Source organism: Micromonospora sp. NPDC047707 (assembly GCF_040704235.1).
GTDB lineage: Bacteria > Actinomycetota > Actinomycetes > Mycobacteriales > Micromonosporaceae > Micromonospora.
Window position 1 is genome coordinate 240,514 of the sequence record NZ_JBEYSU010000007.1, and the last position, 23,048, is coordinate 263,561.

At 70.9% G+C, this 23,048-nt stretch carries 25 protein-coding genes; 15 read left to right on the top strand and 10 right to left on the bottom strand.

What is annotated here, in order from left to right; translation table 11 throughout:
- Positions 1 to 74: 74 nt before the first annotated feature.
- Positions 75 to 1,256 (top strand): zinc metallochaperone AztD, encoded by a 1,182-nt coding sequence (gene aztD, locus AB0873_RS11185; protein ID WP_366599496.1) that lies wholly within the window; start codon positions 75 to 77, stop codon positions 1,254 to 1,256.
- 201 nt (positions 1,257 to 1,457) lie between these two features.
- On the opposite strand, the gene AB0873_RS11190 is transcribed toward aztD, so the two are convergent.
- Together AB0873_RS11190 and AB0873_RS11195 are read right to left on the bottom strand one after the other, a co-directional pair.
- Entirely contained in the window at positions 1,458 to 2,666 is a 1,209-nt protein-coding gene (locus AB0873_RS11190) for a low temperature requirement protein A (protein WP_366599497.1), read from the bottom strand.
- 380 nt (positions 2,667 to 3,046) lie between these two features.
- Positions 3,047 to 3,550, bottom strand: coding sequence for a hypothetical protein (locus tag AB0873_RS11195; RefSeq protein WP_366599499.1), 504 nt, complete (start codon positions 3,548 to 3,550; stop codon positions 3,047 to 3,049).
- A 342-nt stretch (positions 3,551 to 3,892) separates the two neighbouring features.
- Here AB0873_RS11195 and AB0873_RS11200 point away from each other — a divergent pair, with 342 nt between their 5' ends.
- Complete coding sequence (locus AB0873_RS11200) at positions 3,893 to 4,420, top strand: hypothetical protein (RefSeq protein WP_366599501.1); 528 nt, start codon at positions 3,893 to 3,895, stop codon at positions 4,418 to 4,420.
- 212 nt (positions 4,421 to 4,632) lie between these two features.
- On the opposite strand, the gene AB0873_RS11205 is transcribed toward AB0873_RS11200, so the two are convergent.
- Positions 4,633 to 5,625, bottom strand: a complete 993-nt coding sequence (locus AB0873_RS11205) for a sodium:calcium symporter (protein ID WP_366599503.1) — start codon at positions 5,623 to 5,625, stop codon at positions 4,633 to 4,635.
- A 174-nt stretch (positions 5,626 to 5,799) separates the two neighbouring features.
- Positions 5,800 to 7,359: a hypothetical protein gene (locus AB0873_RS11210; protein WP_366599504.1), complete on the bottom strand. Its 1,560-nt coding sequence runs from the start codon at positions 7,357 to 7,359 to the stop codon at positions 5,800 to 5,802.
- Between the two features lie 305 nt (positions 7,360 to 7,664).
- On the opposite strand from AB0873_RS11210, the gene AB0873_RS11215 reads away from it, so the two are divergent.
- From AB0873_RS11215 to AB0873_RS11235, 5 genes are read left to right on the top strand one after another with little or no spacing between them, the layout of a single operon-like run.
- Positions 7,665 to 8,666, top strand: coding sequence for an SDR family NAD(P)-dependent oxidoreductase (locus AB0873_RS11215; RefSeq protein ID WP_366599506.1), 1,002 nt, complete (start codon positions 7,665 to 7,667; stop codon positions 8,664 to 8,666).
- Positions 8,663 to 9,553, top strand: coding sequence for an alpha/beta hydrolase (locus tag AB0873_RS11220; protein ID WP_366599507.1), 891 nt, complete (start codon positions 8,663 to 8,665; stop codon positions 9,551 to 9,553). Before AB0873_RS11215 ends, AB0873_RS11220 begins: the two co-directional genes overlap by 4 nt.
- Complete coding sequence (locus tag AB0873_RS11225) at positions 9,525 to 10,949, top strand: hypothetical protein (protein ID WP_366599509.1); 1,425 nt, start codon at positions 9,525 to 9,527, stop codon at positions 10,947 to 10,949. Before AB0873_RS11220 ends, AB0873_RS11225 begins: the two co-directional genes overlap by 29 nt.
- Before the next feature lie 59 nt (positions 10,950 to 11,008).
- Positions 11,009 to 11,365 carry a hypothetical protein gene (locus AB0873_RS11230; RefSeq protein ID WP_366599510.1) on the top strand — a complete coding sequence of 119 codons (357 nt, stop codon included), beginning with the start codon at positions 11,009 to 11,011 and terminating at the stop codon, positions 11,363 to 11,365.
- Complete coding sequence (locus AB0873_RS11235; protein WP_366599511.1) at positions 11,362 to 11,592, top strand: hypothetical protein; 231 nt, start codon at positions 11,362 to 11,364, stop codon at positions 11,590 to 11,592. The genes AB0873_RS11230 and AB0873_RS11235 overlap by 4 nt, the downstream gene beginning before the upstream one ends.
- A 40-nt stretch (positions 11,593 to 11,632) precedes the next feature.
- On the opposite strand, the gene AB0873_RS11240 is transcribed toward AB0873_RS11235, so the two are convergent.
- On the bottom strand, positions 11,633 to 11,899 hold the full coding sequence (locus AB0873_RS11240) for a helix-turn-helix transcriptional regulator (RefSeq protein ID WP_155329764.1): 267 nt from the start codon (positions 11,897 to 11,899) through the stop codon (positions 11,633 to 11,635).
- A 73-nt stretch (positions 11,900 to 11,972) separates the two neighbouring features.
- Here AB0873_RS11240 and map point away from each other — a divergent pair, with 73 nt between their 5' ends.
- A complete protein-coding gene (gene map, locus AB0873_RS11245) occupies positions 11,973 to 12,791 on the top strand; it encodes a type I methionyl aminopeptidase (RefSeq protein ID WP_366599512.1) in 819 nt (272 codons plus the stop codon).
- Between the two features lie 50 nt (positions 12,792 to 12,841).
- On the opposite strand, the gene AB0873_RS11250 is transcribed toward map, so the two are convergent.
- From AB0873_RS11250 to AB0873_RS11270, 5 genes are all read right to left on the bottom strand, one after another.
- Entirely contained in the window at positions 12,842 to 13,786 is a 945-nt protein-coding gene (locus AB0873_RS11250; RefSeq protein ID WP_366599513.1) for a hypothetical protein, read from the bottom strand.
- Positions 13,783 to 14,274, bottom strand: coding sequence for a hypothetical protein (locus AB0873_RS11255; protein ID WP_366599514.1), 492 nt, complete (start codon positions 14,272 to 14,274; stop codon positions 13,783 to 13,785). The genes AB0873_RS11250 and AB0873_RS11255 overlap by 4 nt, the downstream gene beginning before the upstream one ends.
- Positions 14,275 to 14,277: 3 nt before the next feature.
- Positions 14,278 to 15,501, bottom strand: coding sequence for a macrolide family glycosyltransferase (locus AB0873_RS11260; protein ID WP_366599515.1), 1,224 nt, complete (start codon positions 15,499 to 15,501; stop codon positions 14,278 to 14,280).
- A gap of 164 nt (positions 15,502 to 15,665) precedes the next feature.
- On the bottom strand, positions 15,666 to 17,039 hold the full coding sequence (locus tag AB0873_RS11265) for a permease prefix domain 1-containing protein (RefSeq protein WP_366599516.1): 1,374 nt from the start codon (positions 17,037 to 17,039) through the stop codon (positions 15,666 to 15,668).
- Entirely contained in the window at positions 17,036 to 17,410 is a 375-nt protein-coding gene (locus AB0873_RS11270) for a PadR family transcriptional regulator (protein ID WP_366599517.1), read from the bottom strand. Before AB0873_RS11270 ends, AB0873_RS11265 begins: the two co-directional genes overlap by 4 nt.
- A gap of 179 nt (positions 17,411 to 17,589) precedes the next feature.
- Here AB0873_RS11270 and AB0873_RS11275 point away from each other — a divergent pair, with 179 nt between their 5' ends.
- The 7 genes from AB0873_RS11275 (at position 17,590) to AB0873_RS11305 (ending at position 22,333) form a co-directional block, all read left to right on the top strand.
- Positions 17,590 to 18,750, top strand: a complete 1,161-nt coding sequence (locus AB0873_RS11275; RefSeq protein WP_366599518.1) for an epoxide hydrolase family protein — start codon at positions 17,590 to 17,592, stop codon at positions 18,748 to 18,750.
- Between the two features lie 360 nt (positions 18,751 to 19,110).
- Entirely contained in the window at positions 19,111 to 19,551 is a 441-nt protein-coding gene (locus tag AB0873_RS11280; RefSeq protein ID WP_366599519.1) for a YbaB/EbfC family nucleoid-associated protein, read from the top strand.
- Positions 19,552 to 19,555: 4 nt separating this feature from the next.
- Entirely contained in the window at positions 19,556 to 19,897 is a 342-nt protein-coding gene (locus AB0873_RS11285; RefSeq protein ID WP_366599520.1) for a WXG100 family type VII secretion target, read from the top strand.
- A complete protein-coding gene (locus AB0873_RS11290; protein WP_366599522.1) occupies positions 19,875 to 20,960 on the top strand; it encodes a hypothetical protein in 1,086 nt (361 codons plus the stop codon). The genes AB0873_RS11285 and AB0873_RS11290 overlap by 23 nt, the downstream gene beginning before the upstream one ends.
- Positions 20,961 to 20,975: 15 nt before the next feature.
- A complete protein-coding gene (locus AB0873_RS11295; protein WP_155329776.1) occupies positions 20,976 to 21,245 on the top strand; it encodes a hypothetical protein in 270 nt (89 codons plus the stop codon).
- A 299-nt stretch (positions 21,246 to 21,544) separates the two neighbouring features.
- Positions 21,545 to 21,979: a hypothetical protein gene (locus tag AB0873_RS11300; protein WP_366599523.1), complete on the top strand. Its 435-nt coding sequence runs from the start codon at positions 21,545 to 21,547 to the stop codon at positions 21,977 to 21,979.
- Positions 21,980 to 22,078: 99 nt separating this feature from the next.
- Positions 22,079 to 22,333: an SCO4848 family membrane protein gene (locus AB0873_RS11305; RefSeq protein WP_155329778.1), complete on the top strand. Its 255-nt coding sequence runs from the start codon at positions 22,079 to 22,081 to the stop codon at positions 22,331 to 22,333.
- Positions 22,334 to 23,048: the final 715 nt, after the last annotated feature.

Consider the following 23,048-nt stretch of genomic DNA (forward strand, 5'->3'; position numbering starts at 1 on the left):
GCGGCTTCGACATGCGGACCTCCGTGTACGTTACTGAAAACGATTGCCAGTTGCACTAGAGAGAGGACGTTTCAGTGAACCGACCCAACAGCCGTGGTCTGGTCGCGCTCATGGCCACATCGCTGGCGCTCGCCGCCTGCGGGTCCGAAACGACGGGCGAGAGTGGATCCCCCTCCGCGTCGTCGGCCACCGCTTCGGTGAACGAGCCGGTGGCGGTCACCTACGAGGGCGGCATCCACGTGCTCGACGGCGAGACCCTGAAGGTGGCGCACACCGTCACCCTCGACGGGTTCAACCGGATCAACCCGGCCGGCAACGACACCGGCGTCATCGTCTCCACCGAGGCCGGCTTCCAGGTGCTCGACGCGGCTGCCGGAAAGCTGACCGACATCACGTACCCCGGCGCGAAGCCCGGTCACGTCGTGCTGCACGGTGACCGCACCGTCCTGTTCACCGACGGCACCGGAGAGGTGCACAGCTTCGACCCGACGGGCCTCGCCGACGGCAAGCCCACCGGACGCCAGTACAAGACCGCCCAGCCGCACCACGGCGTGGCGGTCGAGCTGGGCGACGGCACCCTCGTGGTCACCCTCGGCACCGAGGAGTCCCGCCCCGGCGCGATCGCGCTCGACAAGGACGGCAAGGAGATCGCCCGCAGTGAGGAGTGCCCCGGCGTCCACGGCGAAGCCGTCGCCCAGGGCGAGGTCGTCGGGCTCGGCTGCAAGGACGGGGTCCTGCTGTTCAAGAACGGCGCCTTCGTCAAGGTCAAGAGCGACCGGGCGTACGGCGCCGTCGGCACCCAGGTCGGCAGCGAGGCCTCGCCCGTCCTGCTCGGCGACTACAAGATCGACCCGGACGCCGAGCGTGAGTTCCCCGAGCAGTTCGCGCTCATCGACACCGCCACGAACTCCCTCAAGGTGGTGCCGATGCCCGAGGGCGTCAGCTACAGCTTCCGCTCCCTGGCCCGCGGCCCCAAGGGCGAGGGCCTGATCCTGGGTACCGACGGCAAGCTGCACGTCATCGACCCCGCCGCCGGCACGATCACCAACGCGTGGCCCGTCGTCGCCGCCTGGGAGGAGCCGATGAAGTGGCAGGAGCCCCGCCCGGCCCTGTTCGTCCGCGGCGACACCGCCTACATCACCGAGCCGGCCGTGAAGAAGGTGCACCGGCTCGACCTCACCACCGGCAAGCTCGTCGGATCGGTGGAGCTGCCCGCGGTGCCGAACGAGATCAGCGGAACGCTGTCGACCCACTGACCTGGAGGCCCCCGACGGTAGCGGCCTTCCCCTACCGTCGGGGAACTGGCAGTGCCGGCCGACAGGGGGCCACGCCGTGCCGGAAGCTCAAGCCGGGCAGGGCTCACCGGCTGGCGGCGGACAGCCCCCCGCCACCGCCTTGCCGACACCGGTCGCGCCGGGTGGCTTCTTGGCCTGTGCCGGTGGCCGACGGCGGATCGGCTAGATGGTTGGCGGTTCGGCCGTGGGTGGCGACGGGGGTTCCGGTGGTCGGCCCCGCGCCTGTCGGGCGTCGGCCATGGCCATGCCGAGCAGGACGGTCAGGGCGCCGGTGGCCGCGATCAGCGGAGTGGTGAAGGCCAGCGGCAGCGCCGCGGCGGCCAGGGTCGCGATGCCGACGAGCCGGCGCCGGGAGAGCCGGTCGAAGACCACCCGTTCCAACCGGATCCGGCCGGCGAGGTAGATGATCGGCCCGCCGAGGATGGGGGCCAGCCAGGCCGGGCGCACGTGGTCGACCGGGTGGGTGACGGCGATTCCGTAGCCGACCGCCACGAGCACGATGCCCAGCACCATCAGCATGTGGGCGCGTCCGGCGTTGCGGCCCACCAGAACCTTGTTCCCGGCGGAGTCGACGGCTTCGGGGAGCACCTGGCCCGCGCGGTAGTAGTAGATCCGCCACAGCAGGACCGTGGTGGCGAAGCCGACCACCAGCGCCAGCGTCGTGGCCAGCGACACCGGCGTGTCCGTGTAGGTGAGTCCCAGGGCCAGCACGCTCTCACCGAGCGCGATCAGCAGGAGCTGCTCGTACCGGTCGGCGAGGTGATGGGTCTTGGTGGGTTCCCAGGCGTCGTCCAGTTCCCGGCTGATACCGGGCACCGGCCAGGAGAAGCGGGCTGCCACCAGGTCGATCGTGATCGCCAGCAACCACAGGCCGACCCGGGCCGCGTCCTCGACCAGCATGCCGCCCAGCCACGGCACGGCCGAGACGGTGAACCAGATCGCCGACCGGGCGTAGAGGGCCTGTAGCGCGGGGTCCCGCACCAGCCGGGTGAGAACCAGCGGTCGCCCCACCTGGAGGAGCGCGTACGGCACGGCGAACGCCCAGCCCCGCTCCCGGAACGCGTACGGCAGCGACGACGCCATGAACACCACGCCGAACGCGGTGAGCAGTACCATCGCCTGGACCGGTCGCCGGCGCGGGTCGAACCGGCTGGTGATGTGGGCGGTGGTCGTCCACAGCCACATGATCGGTGCAACCAGCACCAGGACGTACAGCAATGCCGTCCACCGGCGGGTGAAGGTGTCGGCGGACAAATCCGGGGTGACCCGCGAGACGACGCCGGACAGGGCGAAGACCAGCACCAGGTCGAAGAACAACTCCAGGAAATCAGCGCGTCGCTTCTCTCCCTCGGTGCTACCGGTGGCTACCACTGAAGATGACACCTCTCGCTGCCGACGCCGAGGGGGTCAGCACTGGCGGGTCGTTCGTGCCGTCACCGGTCAGACCATGATCCCGGCGCTACAACGCACCTGGCAGCGGACCGGATAGCGGACGGTGCGGCAGGCCGCTGGCCTGCCGCACCGAGGCTCGCCGGCTGTGCGCTGGCGGCGGTGGGCCGCGTGCCCGCGGTGTTGGGTGCGGGCTGGGCTAACGCCTATTGGTCAGGGTGATGTTGTCGAGGTGGACGGAGCGACCCTGGCGTGCCTCTCGATCGCCGCGACCGAGAGTGCCCCGGCGAAGGCGCGGGCCCGCGCCGCGCGCTGTCTCACCAGGTCTCGGCGCCACAGCGCGCCGTTCAATCGCGCCGGCCCTAGCCGCCGCCCATGAACCAGCCGTAGAACGCCCCGAACACCGCCCCGTAGACCACGTGCACGACGAAGAACCCCGACACCGTCGCGGCACCGTAGTTCCTGCCGAAAATCCCGGGCGGAGCAACCCGCAGCCCGTCACGACCGCCAGATCCCGCGCCCATTCGCGGGTGAATCGCCGGTAGCAGCGCGAGCGCCAGCCCACCGATCAACGCGTGGGGCACCCCGATCAGTCCGCCGACCCACCACCCGTCGCTGTCGTCGACATTCCACCACGTGAACAGGCCAGCGTAGGTGGAACCGATTACCAGCCCGCTGAAGACGACCAGGTGCATGAGCAGACCCAACACCACTGCCAACTCACGCCGGCCGGTCAGCATCGTGCCCTCGATCAGGGAGATGTCCATCGGCGTCAACCCAGCCCGCCGCATCCCGGCCATCATCAGACTCATCACCGCGCCGCCGACGATCCCGGCGACCAACGCCGGCAAGAGCTCGAACCCCATGGCTGTTGTCCCCCTCTGCTGGAACGGGCGCTTACCCACCTCATCTCCCGCCAACCAGCGTGGCTTTCCCCCGGGCCCCAGGCTCTTGCCGCCGCCGGCCTACCTCGAGCTGACCGCTGCCGCGAGCGCAGTCCCGTCGCTTCGCTCAGGTGACTCTTGTCGAGCGCGGGGAATCCTCTGCCTTCGCTGTTCGACGGGTCGCGGTCACTCATTACCGCGCGCCCCACCCGAAGGGACGAAACGGACATGGCGACAGAGGAACGGTCGCGAATTGCCGAAACCGAGCGTCTTCCGAGCGCGGCGCCGGTGACACCGGCTGCCGTCGAGATCGACGCGCACCCGATGCGACGTGGCGCAGGCGACCGGATCACCGGCGGACCGGTCTGGGGTGGCTTTGTCGTCGCACTCGCCACCTGGATCACGCTCGAGGTGCTGCTGGTCGCCCTCACCCTGACCGGCGTGGGTGCCGGCCCCGATCCCACCCCCGACCAGAGCACCTGGTGGTGGTCCCTGGTCGCCGCCGTCGTCGCTCTGTTCGTCGGGGGACTCACGGCCGGCGCCGCCTCCCGGTGGCGAGGCCCGCGGGACGGGATGCTGCTCGGGGTGACCGTGTGGGCACTGACCATGGTGGCGCTGCTGGTGCTGTCCGCGGTTGGCGCCGGCATCGGCTTCGGCGCCTTCGGTCAACTGTTCGGCACCGGACGGGTCGCGGCCGGGCAGGAACTGCCTGTCTCCATCACCGAGACGGCCCAGGACGCCGCGCTGGTCGCCCTGCTCGTCCTCGGCCTGACGGTGGTGGCGGCCGCCGCGGGGGGCACCATCGGCGCCAAGACCTGGCCCAGGAACACTGAGCGCACGTCTCGGCACTGACAGGTGGTCAGGACGGCAACGCCACGATGACGGACCGTCCGGCGCAGCGAGCCGGGCGATAGGTGACGCAGCGCAGCCAAAGGGCACCGACCCGAGCGGTGGAAGAACATTCCCGGGGGCGCCGTCGTGGTGTCCAGGTTGCTGTGCCTTGGAACGGGGTTTGCCGGCGTCGAGAAAGGCGGGCGATGGCTTCGGTGGCGCCCTGAAGGTCGTCAGCCGGGCCGAATCAGCAGCAGGACGACGGTGGCCAGGTAGATGAGCGGGATGGCGGCCCCCTCGAAGCCGACTCCCCGACGTTCCCGGAGGGTCAGCCCGGCGGCAAGCGTGGCGGTCATCAGAGCGGTCATCCCAGTGAACAACAGTCCCGAAAGGTTCGCCCCGGAGTAGATCGACCCGGGCCGGTAGGCGGCGTCGGCGACGAAGATCATCAAGGAGTCGAAGGCGTTGCCGCCGAGGATGTTGCCGATGCCGAGGGTCAGCGCTCCGATGCGGACCGCCGCGATGAGGGTGATCAGCTCCGGGAGTGAGGTGATCGCCGTGGTGAGCGTGAAGCCCACGAAACCGCTGGGCAGACCGGTGGCCGCCACCACGCCGAGCCCGCCCTGGCCGATCAGATAGCCGGTGGCGGCCACCACGGCCGCCAGCGCGGCCAGACGCAACCACAGCCGTCCGATGCTCATCCCGGACGTCGTGGCGGCCGGCACGTCCTGACGCGTGTCGGTGGTGTGACGGGCGAACCACATCGGTTCGCGGCGGAGGCGGCGGAGCAGCACCAGACCGTACAGGTAGATGACGGGGATCAGCAGGCTCGCGGGGTGCACCCAGAGAATGGTGAGCTCAGGCGTCGCGTACGCCACCACGGGCAGGCAGAGCAACGCCACCAGGACGAGTGCCTGCATGACGTTCTCCAGGGACGCCGCCGCGTGCTCGATGTTCGACCGGCGGTAGAGCAGATCGGCGATGGCCAGCCACACCGTCTGCACCGCGATGCCACCGATCGGGTTGGCGAGGGCGAATTCGGCGTCCTGCCGTACCGAACCGATCACTGTGGTGGCGATGCCGGGCAGCGAGGTCACCGCGCCGAGCAGGAGGGCGCCGGCCATCGCCTCGCCCATGCCGGTCCGGTCCGCCAGTTCGTCCGCCGTACGGGCCAACGCCCCGCCGGCGAACAGGATCACCACCAGCGCGGCGAGCAGTGCGATCACGCTGGGTCCGAGTGGCCAGGTGCCGGGGGTCACGAGGGGCGACCTGGAGGGTGTCTGTGAGCAGTACGCATGTCGGTACGCGTACCCAATTGACGGGGTCCTGCGCCGGGTGGGGCGGTGACACAGGCCGGCAGGCGGGCTCCGAAGGCTGGTACTTCTCCGGTCACCCGCCCCTCAGGCGTCCCAGGCGGGCACGGAGAAGGGCCGGAACATGGGGCCGATTGCGTGGCGCCACGGTGGACAGCGGGCGACCAGGTCATGGTCGAGGAACTGGGTGACGGACCGCTGGAATTCGGCCGAGTAGGGCAGGTCCGGGTGGATGACCGGGATCGGGCAGTGGTTGGTCACTGCGGGCAGCGTGGGGCCGGTGGGCATGAGGGGCAGGTCGAAGACGCTGGGCACGCTGAGGATGCGGAGGTTGTCCGGTGGTGGTTGGGCCAGGGTCGCCTGGATGGCGGTCGGGTGGGCGAGCCATTCGCGGCCGAGTGGGGAGTCGGGTGTGAAGACGGAGGTACCACCGGGTCGGGCGGTGCCGGACACGAGCCGGGTGACTCCGGCGGCGACCTTGCTGACGCCCGCCTCACCGTGCCGTGGATAGGGGACCGGGTTGGTGGGGAAGGGGCCGATGAGTACGAGGGCTGCGACGTTGGGTAGCCGGTGGGCGACCGCCGCTTGCCAGGTGATCCAGACGCCTTGGGAGTGGGTGATCAGGACGACGGGGGGCGGCAGGTCGGCCAGTTGGTCGTCGAGGAAGGTGATCAGTTCCTCGGTCGGGCGGAGGGTGTCGACCGGTTGGTAGGGAGCTCCGGTGGTGATCGGGCACTTGGCCGCGTTGCGCGGCTGGCCGGTGCCCGGGCCCGCGTACGAGTAGTAGTAGGTCTGCGCGCAGGTGTACCCGAGGGTGTGTGGGTCGATTTCCAGGATGGCTCCGGATCCCGAGGACGAGTCGACGCCGGACATCAACATCAGCGAGCCGGGGCGTGGGTTGTCCGGTCGGGGGGCCCGGGGCAGGGTGGGCGTGCTGACCGCGACGGTCGCGATGACCGTGATGAGGGCAGCGTATCCGGCGGCGAGGCTGCGTCGGGCGAGTCGGTGGCCGGGGTCGGCGCGCAGGAACCGGGCGGTGCCCAGGGTCAGCAGCGCAGACGCGGGTATCGCCGCCACCGGGCCGATCGGCCGGGTCAGGTCGGCGACGGCACCCAGGGCGGTGAGCGCCGCCAGGTAGGCCCCGACGGTGCCGAGGCGCAGCCCGTGCCGGAGGACGATGGCGTAGCCGTGTGCCAGCCGGGGCGGGGCCGACCAGGGTGCCGCGGCGCTGAGCGCCACGGTGGCCAGCACGACGACCGTGCCCATCCAGAACAGCCCGAAGTACAGGGTCGCGCCGGCGCCGAGGATCAGGACGGAGCCGAGCAGGGCGGGCGGGAGAACGATCAGGTAGTACCGCGCGGCGTACGCAAGCAGGTGCCGGTTGGGTCCGCCGAGCAGGAACGCCAGGACGGTGATCCGCACGGCGAGCGACACCACCAGTCCGGCGACGAAGACCGGGTAGTTGGGCGCGGCGACCATCAACATCCGCAGGTCGGCGAAGAGGCCGAGCGGAGGTAGCGCCACCAGGTGAGCCAGGCCGGGCCAGCGGGGCAGCACTCCGATGGCGCCGAGGACGGTGGCGGCGGCGGTCACCACGACGAGCGCGGCCGGGCGGATCGGCGCGTACCAGCGCTGTCCGGTCGTCATGCCGGGCCGAAGGCTGGCTCGCATGCCGCCTCCGCTCATGATCCGATCGACCCGCGCCGGTCGAATGCCCTCCGACCGACCGGACCAGGACGTGCGACGGCTGCGGCTACCCCCGGTCCACCCCGGCCAAACCTGGCGGGTGGGCGGGTCCGTTCCGGTAGCGGTGATTATCAGCGCGCTGTGCGGGTAGGCCCCCGCATCGCTCTGCACCATGCCGCTGGCCGGCTGATCATCGGGCTTCACGTCGAGCACCTCGACGCGGGGACCGTCGACTCGTGTGGAGGCTGATCCGAGGAGAAGCTGACATGGTCCGGCATCGCCATCGAACTGTCGTGGTGACCGGCGCGTCCAGCGGCATCGGCCGGGCCTGCGCGCTGCGGTTCGCCCGCCCGGACACCGCTCTGGTGCTCGTCTCCAGAGACCCGGCCGGACTGGAGACGCTGGCGGCCGTGTGCCACGACCGCGGTGGCCAGGTGCTCGTCGCGCCTGCTGACGTCAGCGACGCCGCAGCCGTGGAGGACGTCGCCCGGCGGGCGGTGGCGCGGTTCGGTCGCATCGACGTGTGGGTCAACAACGCCGGGGTGAACCTGTACGGCTGGGTCGAGGAGTGTCCTGACGAGCTGTGGCGGCGGGTCGTCCAGGTCAATCTGTTCGGCACGTACCACGGCGTCCGGGCGGTGCTGCCCTGGTTTCGGGAACAAGGTCACGGCGTGCTCATCAACGTCTCCGCTCTGCTCGGCCACGCGGGAACGCCGCAGCAGAGCGCCTACGCGGCAAGCAAGCACGGCATCCGGGCGCTGAGCGAGTCCGTCCGGCAAGAGGTGCGTGACGTGGACGGCATCTCGGTCTGCACGATCCTGCCCGGGCCGGTCGACACCCCGCTGTTCCGCCACGCCGCCAACTGGACCGGCCGTCGCGCGGTTGCGCCCCGGCACCGCGTCGAGGCTGATCGGGTGGCCAAGGCGGTCCTGCGGTGTGCCCGCCGCCCTCGACCTGAGCTGCCGGTGAGTGGTGCCACCTGGCCGGGCGCCCTGGTCACCCGGCTCGTCCCCGGGCTGGTCACCCGCTTCGGCGCCGCTGCCGTCGAGCGCCCCGTCCTCGCCGACGAGCCGGCCGACTGGACGGCCGGGAATCTCTTCGAGTCGGCGGCGTCCACGGCCGGCGTCCCGGACGGCCGGCGTGGCGAACGGGTCACCGACCGGCGCAGATCGGGCCTGGCCAGGACGGCGACCGGGCTCGTGATCGCCGGCGGCGGCCTGGCGGGTGCTGCCGCCGTCTGGGCGGGAAACCGAGGCGGCCGAGCGTGACCGGCCGGCCGCTGCTGGAGCCGCTTCCCGCGGACGTCGCGTTGCCGCGACCGCACACCCACGACATCAACGTGCCCGCGCCGGACCGGTGGCGACGGCGGGCCGGGCCCGACGTGACCAACACCTGGACCATGGCGGGGCTGCGGTGGGGAGAGCCGTCGCCGCGACCGCCGCTGGTCCTGGTCCACGGTCTCGTGGTCGCCGCGCGGATGTGCGCTCCGACGGCGCGGCGGCTCGCGGTCGGTGGCACGGTGCTCGCTCCGGATCTGCCCGGCTGCGGGCGCAGCAGTAAGCCTTACCCGGTGCCGACGATCCCCGAACTGGGTGCGGCGCTGGCCAGCTGGCTGCCGGCGGCCACCGCGGGCCCGGCGGTGCTGGTCGGCGTCTCCGTCGGCACCCAGATCGTGATCGACGCCGCCGTGCGGGCATCGCACCGGGTCAGCGCGGTCGTGCTCGTCAGCCCGACCGTGGACCGGCAGCGACGCCGCTGGTGCAGTCAACTCTGGCGGTGGCAGCTCGAGCAGGCGACCCAGTCGATGCGGATGAAGCGGATCCAGTTCTCCGACTACCGCCGGGGCGGGGTGGGCCGCGGGCTGCGGACCTTCCGCGCCGCGCTGGCGGATCGCCCGGAGGACAAGCTTCCGCGGCTGACCATGCCGGTGCTGATCTGCCGGGGCACCCGCGACCCTCTCGTGTCCAGCTCCTGGGTACGCGAGTTGTGCGGACACGCCCGGGACGCCCGGCTCGCGATCCTGCCCGGCACCGTCCACGCGATGAGTCACGACAACCCGGTGGAACTGAGCCGGGCCGTCCTCGGTTTCCTCGATGACATGACGCGAGGTCGGGGAGGTGAGCCGGTTGTCCTCCGCACCGAGGTTCCTCGCTAGCTTCGACTCGGCCTCGGCGATGCTGATGGCCACCGCCGCCTACCTGCGAGGGGAGCCGTTTCCAGCACTCGGTCAGCCGACCTGGCTCAAACCGCTGGTCAAGGCGACCGACCTGCTGCCCCGCCGGCTGCGTGAGGCCGCGTTCGTGGTCGCCGGATTCAGCGAGGCGGTCAGCGGCCGGCGGCTCGCGCGCGTCGACGTGGAGGAGGTATCCCAGTGGGTGGCCAGGGAGTACCCGGTGCGTCGCTACCCCGCCGTTGCGATCGGCTCCTCGAACGGGGCGCTGGTGCACCTGTGGGCCGCGCTCGGGATCCCGTGGCTGCCGCAGACCTTCTTCATTCCGCTCGCGGAGAGGGTCCATCCGGATGATCCGATGACCGTCCTGCGTAAGGGCCTCGAACCCGGACGCGCGCTGCTCGACGCGAATCCGGACATCCAACTGCACCACATGCACGACGCCAACCAGGACCGGCTCATGGTCCGGGCACTCAGCTACTTCCGGTACAAGCGTCGCACGCTCGGCGCCACGTACGAGCGCTTCCTCAACCAGCGGCTCGCCCCCGGCGGCACGATCATCATCGTCGACTGCCGGCAGAGTTGGCCGACGACGAGCCTCGGCGACCGGTTCGTCTTCCAGCACGGCGCCGTCGGCGGGGCGACGGAGGAGGAGTTCCAGCACGGGGGCGCACGGGTCGAGGAGTACCTTCGGCGCTACGGCTCCCCGGTGCGCCGCTGGGCAGGCCCCGCACCGGACGGCCGCAGCCCGGAGGCGGAATGGGGCTTCGCCCCGCCGCTGGACGAGGACATCGAACGGTTCGCCCGCGACCACGGTTACCGGGTACGGCGGCTGGTCTTCGACCGGCCGTCGTCGCCGAGCCCAATGGTCGCCGACCTCTACCGCTGGTGGTACCGGCAGCGTCGGATACCGGCCAACCGGCTGTTCGTGGAGTCGTTCATCGTGCTGGAGCCGTGGTGGACGCTGCGCACCGGGTCGGTGCCGCTGTGGATGACCTTCAACATGGAACGGTCACTGACCGACGTCGAACGCTACCTCGACGACCGCGAAACCTTCGACGAGATCCATCTCGCCCTCTTTCAGCACGGCGTTCCCGGCGCCGTCGGCTGGAAGCAGCCCCAGCGCTGGCGGCAGGTCCTGGACCGGGCGACCCGCACCGGCCGCTACATCGGCCGGGACCTCGACGCCTTCCCCCACGAGATGTCGATGTTCGCCCGGTACGACGAAGCGCTCCGCCAGATCCCGGCCCGATACCCCCTGCCGGGCTACCTGACGCTCGAGCAGTTCGACGACTTCCTCGCCGACAGCGGCGGCTACGACGAGGTGCACTGGGATCAGCCGGTGGCACGGCACCGGGCCGGCAAAGGAGGGGTCCAGTGAATCGAGCCATTACCACGAGCGCCAGACATGGGCGGCTGCCCGCCGTCGCGGTCGCGGCGATGTTCGGCTACGGCGTATTCGCTTCCCTGTTCACGCCTTTCACCCGACCCGCGCAGGTGGCCACCGCCATTCCCTGTCTCGCCATCGTCGGCTTGGCTGTCCGGCGAAGCTGGCATCGCCGGCGGATGCACGCGGACGCACCCGGCGACGGTCCGACGTGGCAGGCAGGCCTGGCGATGTGGCTGTTCCTGCTCACCGCGGCCGTCCTCTTCCTGTTGCTCAATTACTTCGCCTGGCCGAGAACCGTCTACCCGACGCTCAGTTGGCTGGCCGGCCAGGTCTTCGCCATCCCCGGAATGCGAGCCGCCGCCTTCGGACTCTGGCTCTGGTTCGGCTGGTACCTGGTCGACCGATGAACCTCAACCTGCCGCCCGCGAACTGGCGAATCAACATGGCCATCTGGGCCCTGATCTTCGCCGCGACAGTCGCCTGGCAGTTGATCAGCGTTCGCTCGCGTCGCCTCGTTTCGTTCGGTGACCTCATCCGCCTCGCCCGCCGCTGGTGGATCCTGCGCTGGGCGCTCCTCGTGTTCTGGATGTGGCTCGGCTGGCACTTGTTCGTACGCACGGCAATCGGCGATTGACAACCACCAGGCTGCCGCGCCGTACGTGGGCGGTTGGTCGCTAGGACGCCTGGCGGACGGGCATGTCGGCCAGCCAGACGTCGGCCAGGTCGCTGAGGGGGACGTCGAGGGCCTGGCTGAGGCAGACCACCGTGCCGAACGCCGGCGCGGGAAGGCGGCCCGCCTCGATCTTGCGCAGCGTCTCGGGGGAGATGCCGGCTGCCACGGCCACCTCGACGAGGCTGCGGCCGGCCCGTGCGGCCCGGAGGGCGGCTCCGAGGCGTTGGCCCGCTGCGATCTGTTCGGCGGTGAGTGGTTGGCGAACCATGCCAGCAGGATATCCCTCCGAGCATCCCGACCCGGCGTGGTATAAAAATACCGCAGACGGAGGGGAGGCTGTCGTGATCGAGCTCAAGTCCGCCGAGGAGATCGGCCGGATGGCGGTGACCGGCCAGTTCGTCGGCGAGCTGCTCGCCGAGTTGAGCGGCGTTGCCGCAGTCGGCGTCAACCTGATGGACCTCGAACACCACGCCCGCCGCCGGATCAAGGAACGCGGTGCCGAATCCTGCTACTGGGACTACGCCCCCTCGTTCGGCCGCGGCCCGTTCCGCAACGTGCTGTGCCTGTCGGTCAACGACGCGGTGCTGCACGGGCTGCCGCACGACTATGTCCTGCGGGACGGTGACCTGCTCAGCATCGACATGGCGGCCAGCATCGACGGCTGGGTCGCCGACTCCGCGCTCTCCGTCATCGTCGGCACCCCCGACCCGGCCGACCTGAAGCTGATCGAGGCCACCGAGGTCGCACTGGAGGCCGGCATCACCGCCGCCCAGCCCGGCGGCCGCCTCGGCGACGTCTCCGCCGCGATCGGCGAGGTCGCCCACGCCTACGGCTACGGCGTCAACGCCGAGTTCGGCGGCCACGGCATCGGCCGCACCATGCACGAGGCCCCGCACGTCCCCAACGACGGCCGCGCCCGCCGCGGCATGAAACTCGTCCCCGGCCTCACCATCGCCATCGAGCCCTGGTTCTGCCGCTCCACCGACAAAATCACCTTCGACAACGACGGCTGGACGATCCGCTCCGCCGACGGCTCCCGCACCGCCCACTCCGAACACACCGTCGCCGTCACGGCTGCCGGCCCCCAGGTCCTGACCCGCCGCCCCGCTCACGGCGCCACCTCCGCCGACCCCACCAGGAAGCCCGCCACGGCCTCCTGACCCACTGCCCGCCTTGGGCGTGACTCGCGGTGCTTCGCGGATGGGGGCGTTCAGGGCAGCGGGCCGTCGGTTCCCGACTTCGCGCTGCAGCAGTCCCGGATCAGCGCGATCACGGTGTCGGCCGTCTGGTCGAGATAGCTGCGACCATCGGAAAGCCGGGCCCCCGGGCTGATGTAGCTGTCCGGACCGACGTGGGTGGCGGGGTCGAGCCGGTGCACGGTGATCTTTCCTTCGCGGTCAGCGCGGTTCCATCCGCTCCGGCGGAACAGTCGCCACCGCTGCGGGAAGATCCAGGTGCTCACTCGCTCGATCCAGTCGCCGGTGCTGGTGAGCCGGTAGAGGTGCCGGGCGTGGGAGATGTCGTTGGCGCCGTTGTGGAACCCGCCGAGAGTGATCAGCCAGAGCGGCGTGCGCAGCTGGGCCCACAGCTCGTCCACCGCGCCGGTGGCGACCTGCGCGCCGCCGCTGTAACTGAGCATCACCACGGGGATGCCGCTGTCCCGCCGGTAGCCGGCGAGCCGGAGCTGGGTGGCGATCTGCGTTCCGACGGCACGGTTGTACAGGGGACGGTACCGGCGGTCGGCGGCGACGAAGATCTGCATCACGTTGTGCAGGAACAGCAGCAGCCCGACGTGGCGACGCACCCACTTCCACACCGGCCGGTCGGCTAGCGGGTGGGCCAGCGGGGAGTAGGGCTGCACCTGGCCCAATACCCGGAGTTCCGGCGCGCCGTTGATCAGGCACTTGACCAGTCGGCCGCCGTCACGGGTGTCGTGGAAGCGGCGTTTCCCGATGCCGTCCAGATAGACGAGGTAGGCGTCCGGTGGGCGGTCCGGGTCCGCGCCCCGGGCGTACGGCATGCCCGTGGGGAGGTCGGTGGTGGGAGCCCGCCAGCCTGCGGCATAGGCGAGCACCTCGTAGCGGGCGAGCAGAGCCTCGGCGAGCAGGACCGGTCCGATCCCGACGAGCAGCAGGAGGAGCGCAAACTGGATCATGTAATTGGTTCCGGTGCTCGGGTCGTAGTGAGCCGCACGACCAGACGGCGGACGCCCTCGACGGCGACGCCGAGCCCGACTCCGGCGACGGCTACGCAGCCGGCGGCGTCCCACCAGCCGATGCCGGCCACCGTGGCGAGCGCACCGGCGACGCCGGCCCCAACTCCCAGCATGAGCACGAAGTGCAGCAGCGGCCCGAGCAGCGGGAACGCGAGGACCGCGGCGAGCAGCAGTGGGGCGGCCAGGCCTGGTGTCCAGAGCAACGTGGCCTCGTCGGACGGCGAGGTGGGGATCATCAGCTCGGCGAGGGTCCACGCGGACAGCGGCCAGAGCGCGAACACCGCGCCGTCGACCACGGCGCCGGCCAGCACCATCCCGACCACCCTGGTGCGCGACGCGCCGGACAAGCGGGCCACCACGGGTACGAGACGCCCGGCGGCCTCGGACAGCCCGGCGAACAGCAGAAGGATGGCGACGAAGGGGGACATCGGTCAGCCCTGCGGTGGCAGATGGGCACTGCCCGGCCGAGTAACCCGCCCGCTCTGCTGCGCATAGCGTTCGAGCTCGTCGGCGGCGCGCGAATAGCCGCCGGCCTGACGCTGGGCAGCCTGGAGGGTGCTCGCGGCGGCGCGGAACCGGGGCTCGTCGAGCAGGCGTCGGGCGTTGGCGCGTACGACGTCCACGGTGACGTCCTCGGTGCGGATCGAGAGGCCGGCACCGAGTTCGACGATGCGGGAAGCCACCAACATCTGGTCGGCACCCTGCGGTACCACCAGCATGGGGACGCCGGCGTACAGGGCCTCGTTGACGCTGTTCACCCCGCCGTGGGTGACGAACAGCGCCGCGCGGGCCAGCACCTCCGGCTGCGGTACGGACCGGTGGGCGTTCACGTTGGCCGGCAGCGGGCCGAGCGCGGCGGGATCGGTGTTCCCGGTGGAGACGATCACGGTGCCGCCCAGCGGGGCGAGCGCGTCGGCAAGGCCGCGCAGCAGTTGCGGGTCGGCCTTGAACACCGTGCCCAGCGAGGCGTACAGCACCGGATCCCGCAGCCGGTCGATCGGGAACGACGGGTCGGCCGCGCGGGCACCGACGCTCGGGCCGACGAACCGGTAGGACTGGTCGAAACTGTCGGCCTCCGGATGGAACGCCCGCGAAGTGTAGACGAGGTTCAGCGGCTGACGGATGTTCGCCAGGTCGATCAGGGGCACCCCACGCGTGTCGTACCGGCGGCGCAGCTCCCAGCGCGACTTCAGGTACCCCCCGGCGTGGCGGGGTCGGGCCGCCGCGGCGGCCAGCAGCTCCCAGGAGGCATGGGTGGGGCTGGGCACGTGCCGGTTGAACGCGAACGTGGTGAACGACGAGGCCGCCGGCACGTCGAGTTCCCGGGCGGCCACCGGCCCCCACGGGCAGAGCGAGTCGTGCACGATCAGATCGGGCCGGGTGCCGCGCAGATCGGTGAGGACGGCGGGCAGCACGCCTACGGCGGTGCGCGCGAGCTGTTCCATCACCGTGACCGGCGTGGGCGGGCCAGCGAGCGGTACGTCGTCCCCGGAGTAGAGGAGCACCCGCGCGCCGGTGGCCGCGATCTTCTCGGCGTGGGCGGGCGTCGTGTGGTAGGTGACGGCGTGGCCACGACGGACAAGCTCGGCCACGACCGGCAGTGTCGGGTTCACGTGCCCGTGCATGGCGATGTTGAGGAATGCGACTGAGCTCATCGGCCGACCCTCGACAGGCGAGGAGTCAGCGCCCGGCAACACGTAACGACCACGATCCGCCTTTCTCGGTCACAGCGTAGACGCTGCCGGACGGCGGAGTGCCGTGGACCGGGTACTCGCCGGTTTCCGCGGGCAGGGCGGGAGTCGGGGCCGTTGTCGACCGGTCAGAGGTGATCGAACAACGGGGGGAGGACCAGGACCACGATCCAGGCCCACACCGCGTACACCGGCAGGTACCCGGTCTGCCACCGCTCGAGTGCGGCGAACGGCGTACGACGGCGGACGAAACCCAGCACCAGCCACGCCGACCACGCGAGGTTGGCCAGCAGGACGACGTTCTCCCCGAGGGCCGCCGCCTTGTTGGGGGTGGTGCCGTACTCGGTGATGCGCCCGGTGATCTCCACCAGCACCAGCACGTCGATGACCAGCGCGCTGACCACGAGGGCGAGCTGGAGCCGGTCGAACAGGCCGGGCGGAGCCAGCGGGTCGCGGGCGGAGATCGAGTAGAGCAGCAACCCCAGCACGACGACCAGCAGGAGGTCGAACAGGATCAGCGCTTCCCGCTCGACGTCGATGCCGGCGTTGGTCACGACGAGGGCCACGAGGAAGGCCAGCAGCGCAGCGGTGAACAGCGGGGTGAACAGTCGGGTGAGCACGGGGGCGATGTTCTCGACGACACTCTGCTTGGCCTCGACGAGCCACCCGGCCACCACCAACGCGGCCGCGGCACCGCAGGGCAGCAGCCACTGTGAGATGAAGTACTCCGGGGAGACCCCGATGGCCTCGAAGGTCCCGAACATGAACGCGACCAGCACGCCCCCTCCGAGGGCCATGAGGACGTAGTAGATGAAGCATTCGCCGGTGAAGCGGATGAAGTCCATGCGTCGGCGCGACGAGCGCAGGTCGTCGGCCACGTAGGCGAGACCGACGACGAACCACAGGGCGATGGGGAGATGGATGCTGGTCAGGACCAGCGACTGGGAGTCGTCCCGGAGCGGGTAGGCGTTCGCCGCCACGGCGCCGAGCGCGAACAACGCCACCAGGACACCGATCAGCGCCTTCGTGGCCTGACGGCGCCAGGCCAGGAAGGCCGCCAGCCAGGGCAGTGCGAACAGGGCGGCGTTCGGGCCGTAGAAGGAGCCGTCCTCTTCGAGGCTCATCCCGAACAGTTCCGGCACCTTGACCGACGCCGCCGCGCCCGCTGCGCAGACGACCATCGCGAGCAGGTCACGGCGTGACCGGGTGGCCGCCACCGGGTTGTCGGAGTCGCCGGTCAGCACCAGTTGCTTCCACAGCCGTTCCGAATGCTCCCGGGCGAACTCGCGGGACAGGTCGTCGAGGCTGCCCATGCGTTTGACCGCGACCAGGAACGCCTCGTCGGCGCGCAGGCCGACGCCGACCAGCTCGTCGACGGAGCCCCGGAGGTGGTCCTCGAGTTCCTCGGCGTCGGACCGCTGGAGTTCTCGCCGGCGCTGCACGTACTGGCGCCACTGCGCGAACTGGGCCTCCAGGCCGTCCTGACTGTCGGCGGTGGTCATGCCGGCCCTCCCACGGGGATCGCCCCGAACGGCCTGGAATCCCCGGGGCCGTGCCAGATCTCCTTGAGCGCGCTCACCACCGTGTCCCACTGGCGGCGTTGCTCGGCAAGCTCGGTCCGGCCCTTGCTGGTGATGTGGTAGTACTTGCGCCGCCGCTCCCCCGTCACCGACTGCCAGTTCGACTCCACGTAGCCGAGGCGCTCGAGCCGGTGCAGCAGCGGGTAGAGCAGTCCCTCGGTCCAGTCGAGTTCTCCCCCGGACAGCTCGTTGATCCGTCTGAGGATGGCGTAGCCGTAGCTCTCCCCCTCGGAGAGGATGCCCAGCACCAGAGGTGTGGCCGAGGCGGCGACCAGATCCTTGGTTACCCTCATGAGACCTCCGAGCCGTAACCCTAGAACTGCAATGCATAGTAGTCCTAGGTATCGGCGCGGCGCCAGGCGGTGCGGCGACGCACGATTTTCCGAGGTGCGCACGTTGGAAGGTGCGCGGTCCGCGTACGCCGGCCGACGATGAGGGCTCTCGTGCGTGCCGTGACCGGGGAGGCGCTGGGATGGAGCCGTTCCGTATCGAGATTCCGCCGGCCGAGATCGACGATCTGCGCCGGCGCCTCGCCGACACCCGCTGGCCGCCCGAGCCGGGCGTCGACGGTTGGGAACGCGGCGTGCCCCAGGGGTACCTGCGGGAGCTGGCGGAGTACTGGCGGTCCGGGTACGACTGGCGGGCGGCCGAGGCGGAGCTGAACCGGTACCCCCAGTTCCGCACGGAGATCGACGGCGCCACCGTGCACTTCCTGCACGTCCGGTCCCCCGAGCCGGACGCGACGCCGCTCATCCTCACGCACGGCTGGCCGGGCAGCTTCCTGGAGTACGTCGACCTCATCGGGCCGCTGACCGATCCGCGTACCCACGGCGGCGACCCGGCGGACGCGTTCCACGTGGTGATCCCGTCACTTCCCGGGTACGGCTTCTCCAACCCCCTCACCGAGACCGGGTGGGGTGTGCCCCGCATCGCCCGGGCGTGGGCGGAGCTGATGAGCCGGCTCGGATACGACCGCTACCTGCCGCAGGGCACCGACTTCGGGTCCTGGGTGACGGTCGCCCTCGCCGCGACGGACGCCCGGCACGCGATCGGCGCGCACGTCAACTTCCTCATCACGCCTCCTCCCGGCGACCCTCGGGAGCTGGGCGCGCTCGACGAGGACACCGGCCGGCGGCTGGCCCGGCTGGGGCGCTTCCTCGCCGAGGAGTCCGGCTACATGAAGCTCCAGGCGACCCGGCCGGTCACCGTCTCGTACGCGCTCACCGACTCGCCCGTCGGGCAGCTCGCCTGGATCGTCGAGAAGTTCAAGGAGTGGACCGACTCCGGCAAGAGCCCCGAGGACGCCGTCGACCGGGACCGGCTGCTCACCAACGTCTCGCTCTACTGGTTCACCCGCACTGCGGGCTCCGCGGCCCAGCTGTACTTCGAGACCGCCGACATGCTCCCCGTCAGCGACGCGCCGCGACGGCAGCCCCCGGTGCCGGTGCAGCTGGGGGTGGCGGTGTTCCCGCACGACCCGTCGCAGCCCGTCCGGGCCTGGGCCGACCAGGCGTTCCCGAACATCGTGCGGTGGACCGAGTACGAGCGGGGCGGCCACTTCCCCGGGCTGGAGCAGCCCGGCCTGCTGGTCGACGACATCCGCCAGTTCGCCCGGGCTCTCGGCCGCGGCTGACGCACGGCCGAGCAGGCCCGGCCGCGACCGGGCGGGCGCGGCACCGGCACCGCAGGGACAGCTCGGACCACACGCGGGAACCGCCTCACCGGACGGCGCGCCGGCGTACGCTCACGCGCCCGGCGCGCCGGTCTGCCGGGCCTCGGCGACCGCCGCCTCGACATACCGCTCGGCCGCCGGCCGACAGGGTACGGAGCTGGGCGGTGATCTTCTCGATGTGCGACACGGACGGGTTCCTCCAGTGCACGACGGGTGACGACGGACGCTCCACAGACGACATCGGGGCTGCGGCGGCGCTGTGCCCGTTGGTAGTCTCGCGCGTCCTGGGGAGAGTCGGAAACGGACCGTGGGGTGATGGGCATGGGGGGCATCGATCCGTCCGGGTTGGGCCGGTCGCTGGAGGAGGCGATGCGGCTGCTGGGCCAGGCCACCGGCGCCGGCACGGTGCAGCCGGGCGGGCCGGAGAGCCCACCGGCCGCCGAGGAGCTGGTGGGCCGCGGTGCCGGCGGGGACGGTCTGGTCGAGGCGGAGGTCTCGGCGTTCGGCCGGCTGGAGTCGCTGGTGATCGACCCGAGCCTGCTGCGTGCCGGCACCAGCGCCATCGCCCAGTACGTGGTCGAGGCCGTACGGGCCGCGCAGGACGACGAGCGAACCCGGCGCGCCGAGACGCTCGGTGCGGCGGCACCGGACACGGCCGCTCTGGCCCGGCAGTTGGAGCGCGTCTCGGAGGAGGCGTTCCGCGGGTTCGACCGGATGATCAGCGACCTCGACGCCGCCACCCGGCGGATCGACCGGCGGTGAACCCATGTCCGACGGGATCCAGGTCGACGTCGCGGCGTTGCGCGCCGCGGCCGGATCGCTCGAGGCCACGGGCCAGCAGCTCGGCGCGGAGGTGGCCAGCCTCGAAGGCACCGTCACCGGCTCGGGCAGCCCGTGGGGCTCCGACGAGGCGGGGTCGCTCTTCGGCGCCGTCTACGTCGAGGTGCTGACGCACGCGCTCGACGTCTACCGGTCGATGGCCGACCAACTGCTGGAGGTCGCGGAGAACCTCAACCACGGCGCGGACGCCTACGAGGCGATCGAGACCACGAACGCGGAACTCTTCAACCGGATGGAGCTGCCCGGTGGGTATGCAGCTGCCCCCTGAGCTGGCGGAGGCCCTGGGCTGGGTCGGCTTCACCTGGCCGACCGCCGACGAGGAACTGCTGTTCGAGGCGTCGCAGATGTGGTTCGCGTTCGCCGGGCGGCTGCGTACCGCCGTGGGGGACGCGGAGAAGGGCGCGGCGCAGGTCTTCGGCGCCAACAGCGGCGACGACGTCCGGGCGTTCGAGCAGGCCTGGCGGGGCGAGGAGGGCCCGCCGCGCCGCATGGAGGACGGCGCGCAGGCAGCCGAGCTGATCGGCATGGCCCTGCTCGTGATGGCGATCATCACGCTCACGCAGAAGATCCTCGTGATCATCCAGCTGACGATCCTCGTGGTGCAGGTGGCGATCGCGCTCGCGGCGGCGGCGCCCAGCCTCGGCGCCTCACTCGCCCAGATCCCGGTCTCGATCGGCGTCGCCCGGATGGCGATCCAGCGGATCGTCAAGGAGGTCGTGGAGCGGGTCGTCAAGGAGATCATCCCGCAGCTGCTGAAGCGGGCGAGGCGACTGCTGCGCCGGTTCACCGGAAAGGGCCGCGGCCCCGGCGGCGCCCCGAAGCCGGGCATCCCCGGCCCGCACGTGACACCCCGCTACCACAACACGAAGCCGATGCTCGACAAGTACCGGAACGAGCATCTTCCCGGCGGCTTCTTCCCGACACCGGTGCGCCGGCTCACCCCGGAACAGTTGGAGGAGCATCGGGTCTTCTTCGACGGCGACGGGATCCTGCGCAGCGCCAAGGACGGCACGCCGTACGACACGTCCGCCTCGAGCACCGTCTTCAGCGGCAACGGCCAGGCGATCTTCGTGATGGACCGCAACGGCAACATCTACGCGTCCACTTACCAGAAGGTCGGCGACTTCCACCACTCCACGCTCGGCAACGGCCAGCCCGTGGCGGCGGCGGGTGAGCTGGTCGTCCGGGACGGTAGGGTCCAGCTCGCGACCGCGCGGAGCGGCCACTACCAGCCCGACGCGAGCCACATGGCCAATCTCGACGCCGAGTTCAAGCGCAACGGCCTCGGCGACGTCCCGATCCACAGCTGGGACGGCAGCCGGATCTTCTAGGGGAGACAGCGGAACATGGGCACGGAGAACTGGAAGGGCCACGTCAACGGGATCCTCTACGGGATCCAGTTCGACCCGGCCCTCGACGACGCGGTGGTCACCCGGGTCGCCGACGGGGTGGTCGGCGGGCTCTACCCCGGTGACCCCGCCGAGACCCTGGGCGCGCTCACCGAGGCGCTGCGGTACCAGGGGCCGCTCAACGACCAGGTCGAGGCGCCGCATAGCGAGGAGAGCATCCGCGCGTTCCTCGGCCGGCTCTCGGTGGCCCTCGCGGCCCGCGCCTGACCACTCGGGCCTGACCCGTCCCCGGCGGAAACAGCGGGTTACGACGGAACCACACCGGCGATGTGTGTTTCTCGGGAACACCTGCTTGCGAAATTCGTCATATTCGACCGCTATCAATGGAGCCTCGAAGGTTGTCGCAGCTCAACCGGCCCCGAATTGGCGGCCGGCACACCGGACGATGATCGGGAATGGCTCCGCGGCACATTCGGGGAGCCACTGCGCGCCGCCATTCTGGTCCCGCATCCCTCGGACCGAGAAGGGCGACAGACATGTTTGGTGCCGTTCGTCGAACCGCAATCGTGATCGCGCTCGCGGTGGGGCTCGTCGGTGGGGTGGGAGCCGCCGCGCAGGCCGCCGTCAACCCCGTCACTCCCCAGTCCCTCTGCGGCCTGGGCTATGTCGTGCGGGACCAGGACCCCATCCACCACGCGGAGAGCCGGGAGCGGCTCGGCACGGTCTACCTGATGTACAACACCCTTACCGGGTACGGCTGCACCGTCACCGTCAAGTCCGCGTACGTCGGCGCGCTCACCCGCACCCAGGTCTACCTCTCCGCCCAGTACCTGCCCACCCAGGTCGACGACGCCGGCAGGCTCTACGCGGCGGGTCCGGCGAGGGCGTACGTGCGTGGCGGCTGCACCATCTGGGGCGGCTTCATGGCGGACCCGTCCGGCGCCATCCACTACCACGACCGGGCGAACCCGGCGATCGGGGGGATCGGCACCTGCTTCTGATCGACGTGGCGTGGCCCGCGCCGCGCTACGGGTGCGGGCCACGTACCGGTTCCGCCGGCCAGCCGTCCCGGCGCTGGTCCGGTGGCATACTCGGTCGCCATGGTGCTGTCGCGCGGCTGGGCGTACTTCCTCATCGGGGTCGGTGTCTGGACCTGGGTGATCTGGCCGCGGTTCGCCGTCGCGATCTGGAAGGACCCGCGCTCCTGGTCGACCGGGGTGGTCGGGGACTTCCCGGCGACCGGGTTCCTCTGGATCCACGCCCTGCTGATCGCGGCGTCGCTGGCCATCGGCACCACGGTTGGCGTGCTCGGACTGCGCGCCCTGCGTGCCGGCCGCCGGCCACCGACGTCCTGACCCTCCGTGGCACGGACAGCTGCCGGCGCGTCCGGGCCCGCTCGGGAGCGGACCGGGGGGTCCTGGAATGCGGCGGTGCGGCAGAGCGTTGTCGCTCTCCGTGGGCCCGCCGCCGATCGCTTCGCGGGGCGGTGGACGCCCTGCCGGGCAAGTGTGACGCGGGCCGCTGCCCACGGATTTGACGTTCAAACCCGCGGACGCGTAACTTTCTCTCTGCCAGCGCGGAACGGGGCAAACAGGGCGAAAGACCTGGGGCTCTCGACCGGGAAGGCGCCGGCGTCGGCAGGGGGATCAACCCCTTGGGACGCCGGTCGGGCGGGGCTCGCTGGATCTGCCGGGAGGCGGATTTGGTGCGGCGGAACCGACCGGGTAAGGTTGACGACCGGCAGGGCACCGGACGAGCCAGCGGGAGACCGCGCCGGCCGGCCTGCCGAATCCGATGATCGAGCACAGCGGTTCGCCGCTGCGTGCGGTCAGCGGCGCCAAGCCGTATGAAGCATGACAGACCGGGACACACGGTTTGACACGGCCGAGACGGTGAGGTAACGTAGTAAAAGTGCCCGGCGCGAGAGCGGTGGGTGGGAGTGAAGCCCCGGATGGGGCCCGCGGTGTGGGTTTCTGATGGTGTGTGGTTGTTCTTTGAGAACTCAACAGGGTGCTTGATAAGCCAGTGCCAAATTGATTTATACCCTGGACTGGTCGAGGCTGTGGTTTC

Coding starts and splice junctions, on each gene's coding strand:
- AB0873_RS11195 (WP_366599499.1), bottom strand. CDS start 3,550: ATGGGGTTCGAGCTCTTGCCGGCGTTGGTCGCCGGGATCGTCGGCGGC.
- AB0873_RS11200 (WP_366599501.1), top strand. CDS start 3,893: ATGCGACGTGGCGCAGGCGACCGGATCACCGGCGGACCGGTCTGGGGT.
- AB0873_RS11210 (WP_366599504.1), bottom strand. CDS start 7,359: ATGACGACCGGACAGCGCTGGTACGCGCCGATCCGCCCGGCCGCGCTC.
- AB0873_RS11215 (WP_366599506.1), top strand. CDS start 7,665: ATGGTCCGGCATCGCCATCGAACTGTCGTGGTGACCGGCGCGTCCAGC.
- AB0873_RS11230 (WP_366599510.1), top strand. CDS start 11,009: ATGTTCGGCTACGGCGTATTCGCTTCCCTGTTCACGCCTTTCACCCGA.
- AB0873_RS11235 (WP_366599511.1), top strand. CDS start 11,362: ATGAACCTCAACCTGCCGCCCGCGAACTGGCGAATCAACATGGCCATC.
- AB0873_RS11240 (WP_155329764.1), bottom strand. CDS start 11,899: ATGGTTCGCCAACCACTCACCGCCGAACAGATCGCAGCGGGCCAACGC.
- AB0873_RS11250 (WP_366599513.1), bottom strand. CDS start 13,786: ATGATCCAGTTTGCGCTCCTCCTGCTGCTCGTCGGGATCGGACCGGTC.
- AB0873_RS11255 (WP_366599514.1), bottom strand. CDS start 14,274: ATGTCCCCCTTCGTCGCCATCCTTCTGCTGTTCGCCGGGCTGTCCGAG.
- AB0873_RS11260 (WP_366599515.1), bottom strand. CDS start 15,501: ATGAGCTCAGTCGCATTCCTCAACATCGCCATGCACGGGCACGTGAAC.
- AB0873_RS11265 (WP_366599516.1), bottom strand. CDS start 17,039: ATGACCACCGCCGACAGTCAGGACGGCCTGGAGGCCCAGTTCGCGCAG.
- AB0873_RS11270 (WP_366599517.1), bottom strand. CDS start 17,410: ATGAGGGTAACCAAGGATCTGGTCGCCGCCTCGGCCACACCTCTGGTG.
- AB0873_RS11275 (WP_366599518.1), top strand. CDS start 17,590: ATGGAGCCGTTCCGTATCGAGATTCCGCCGGCCGAGATCGACGATCTG.
- AB0873_RS11280 (WP_366599519.1), top strand. CDS start 19,111: ATGGGGGGCATCGATCCGTCCGGGTTGGGCCGGTCGCTGGAGGAGGCG.
- AB0873_RS11285 (WP_366599520.1), top strand. CDS start 19,556: ATGTCCGACGGGATCCAGGTCGACGTCGCGGCGTTGCGCGCCGCGGCC.
- AB0873_RS11295 (WP_155329776.1), top strand. CDS start 20,976: ATGGGCACGGAGAACTGGAAGGGCCACGTCAACGGGATCCTCTACGGG.
- AB0873_RS11305 (WP_155329778.1), top strand. CDS start 22,079: ATGGTGCTGTCGCGCGGCTGGGCGTACTTCCTCATCGGGGTCGGTGTC.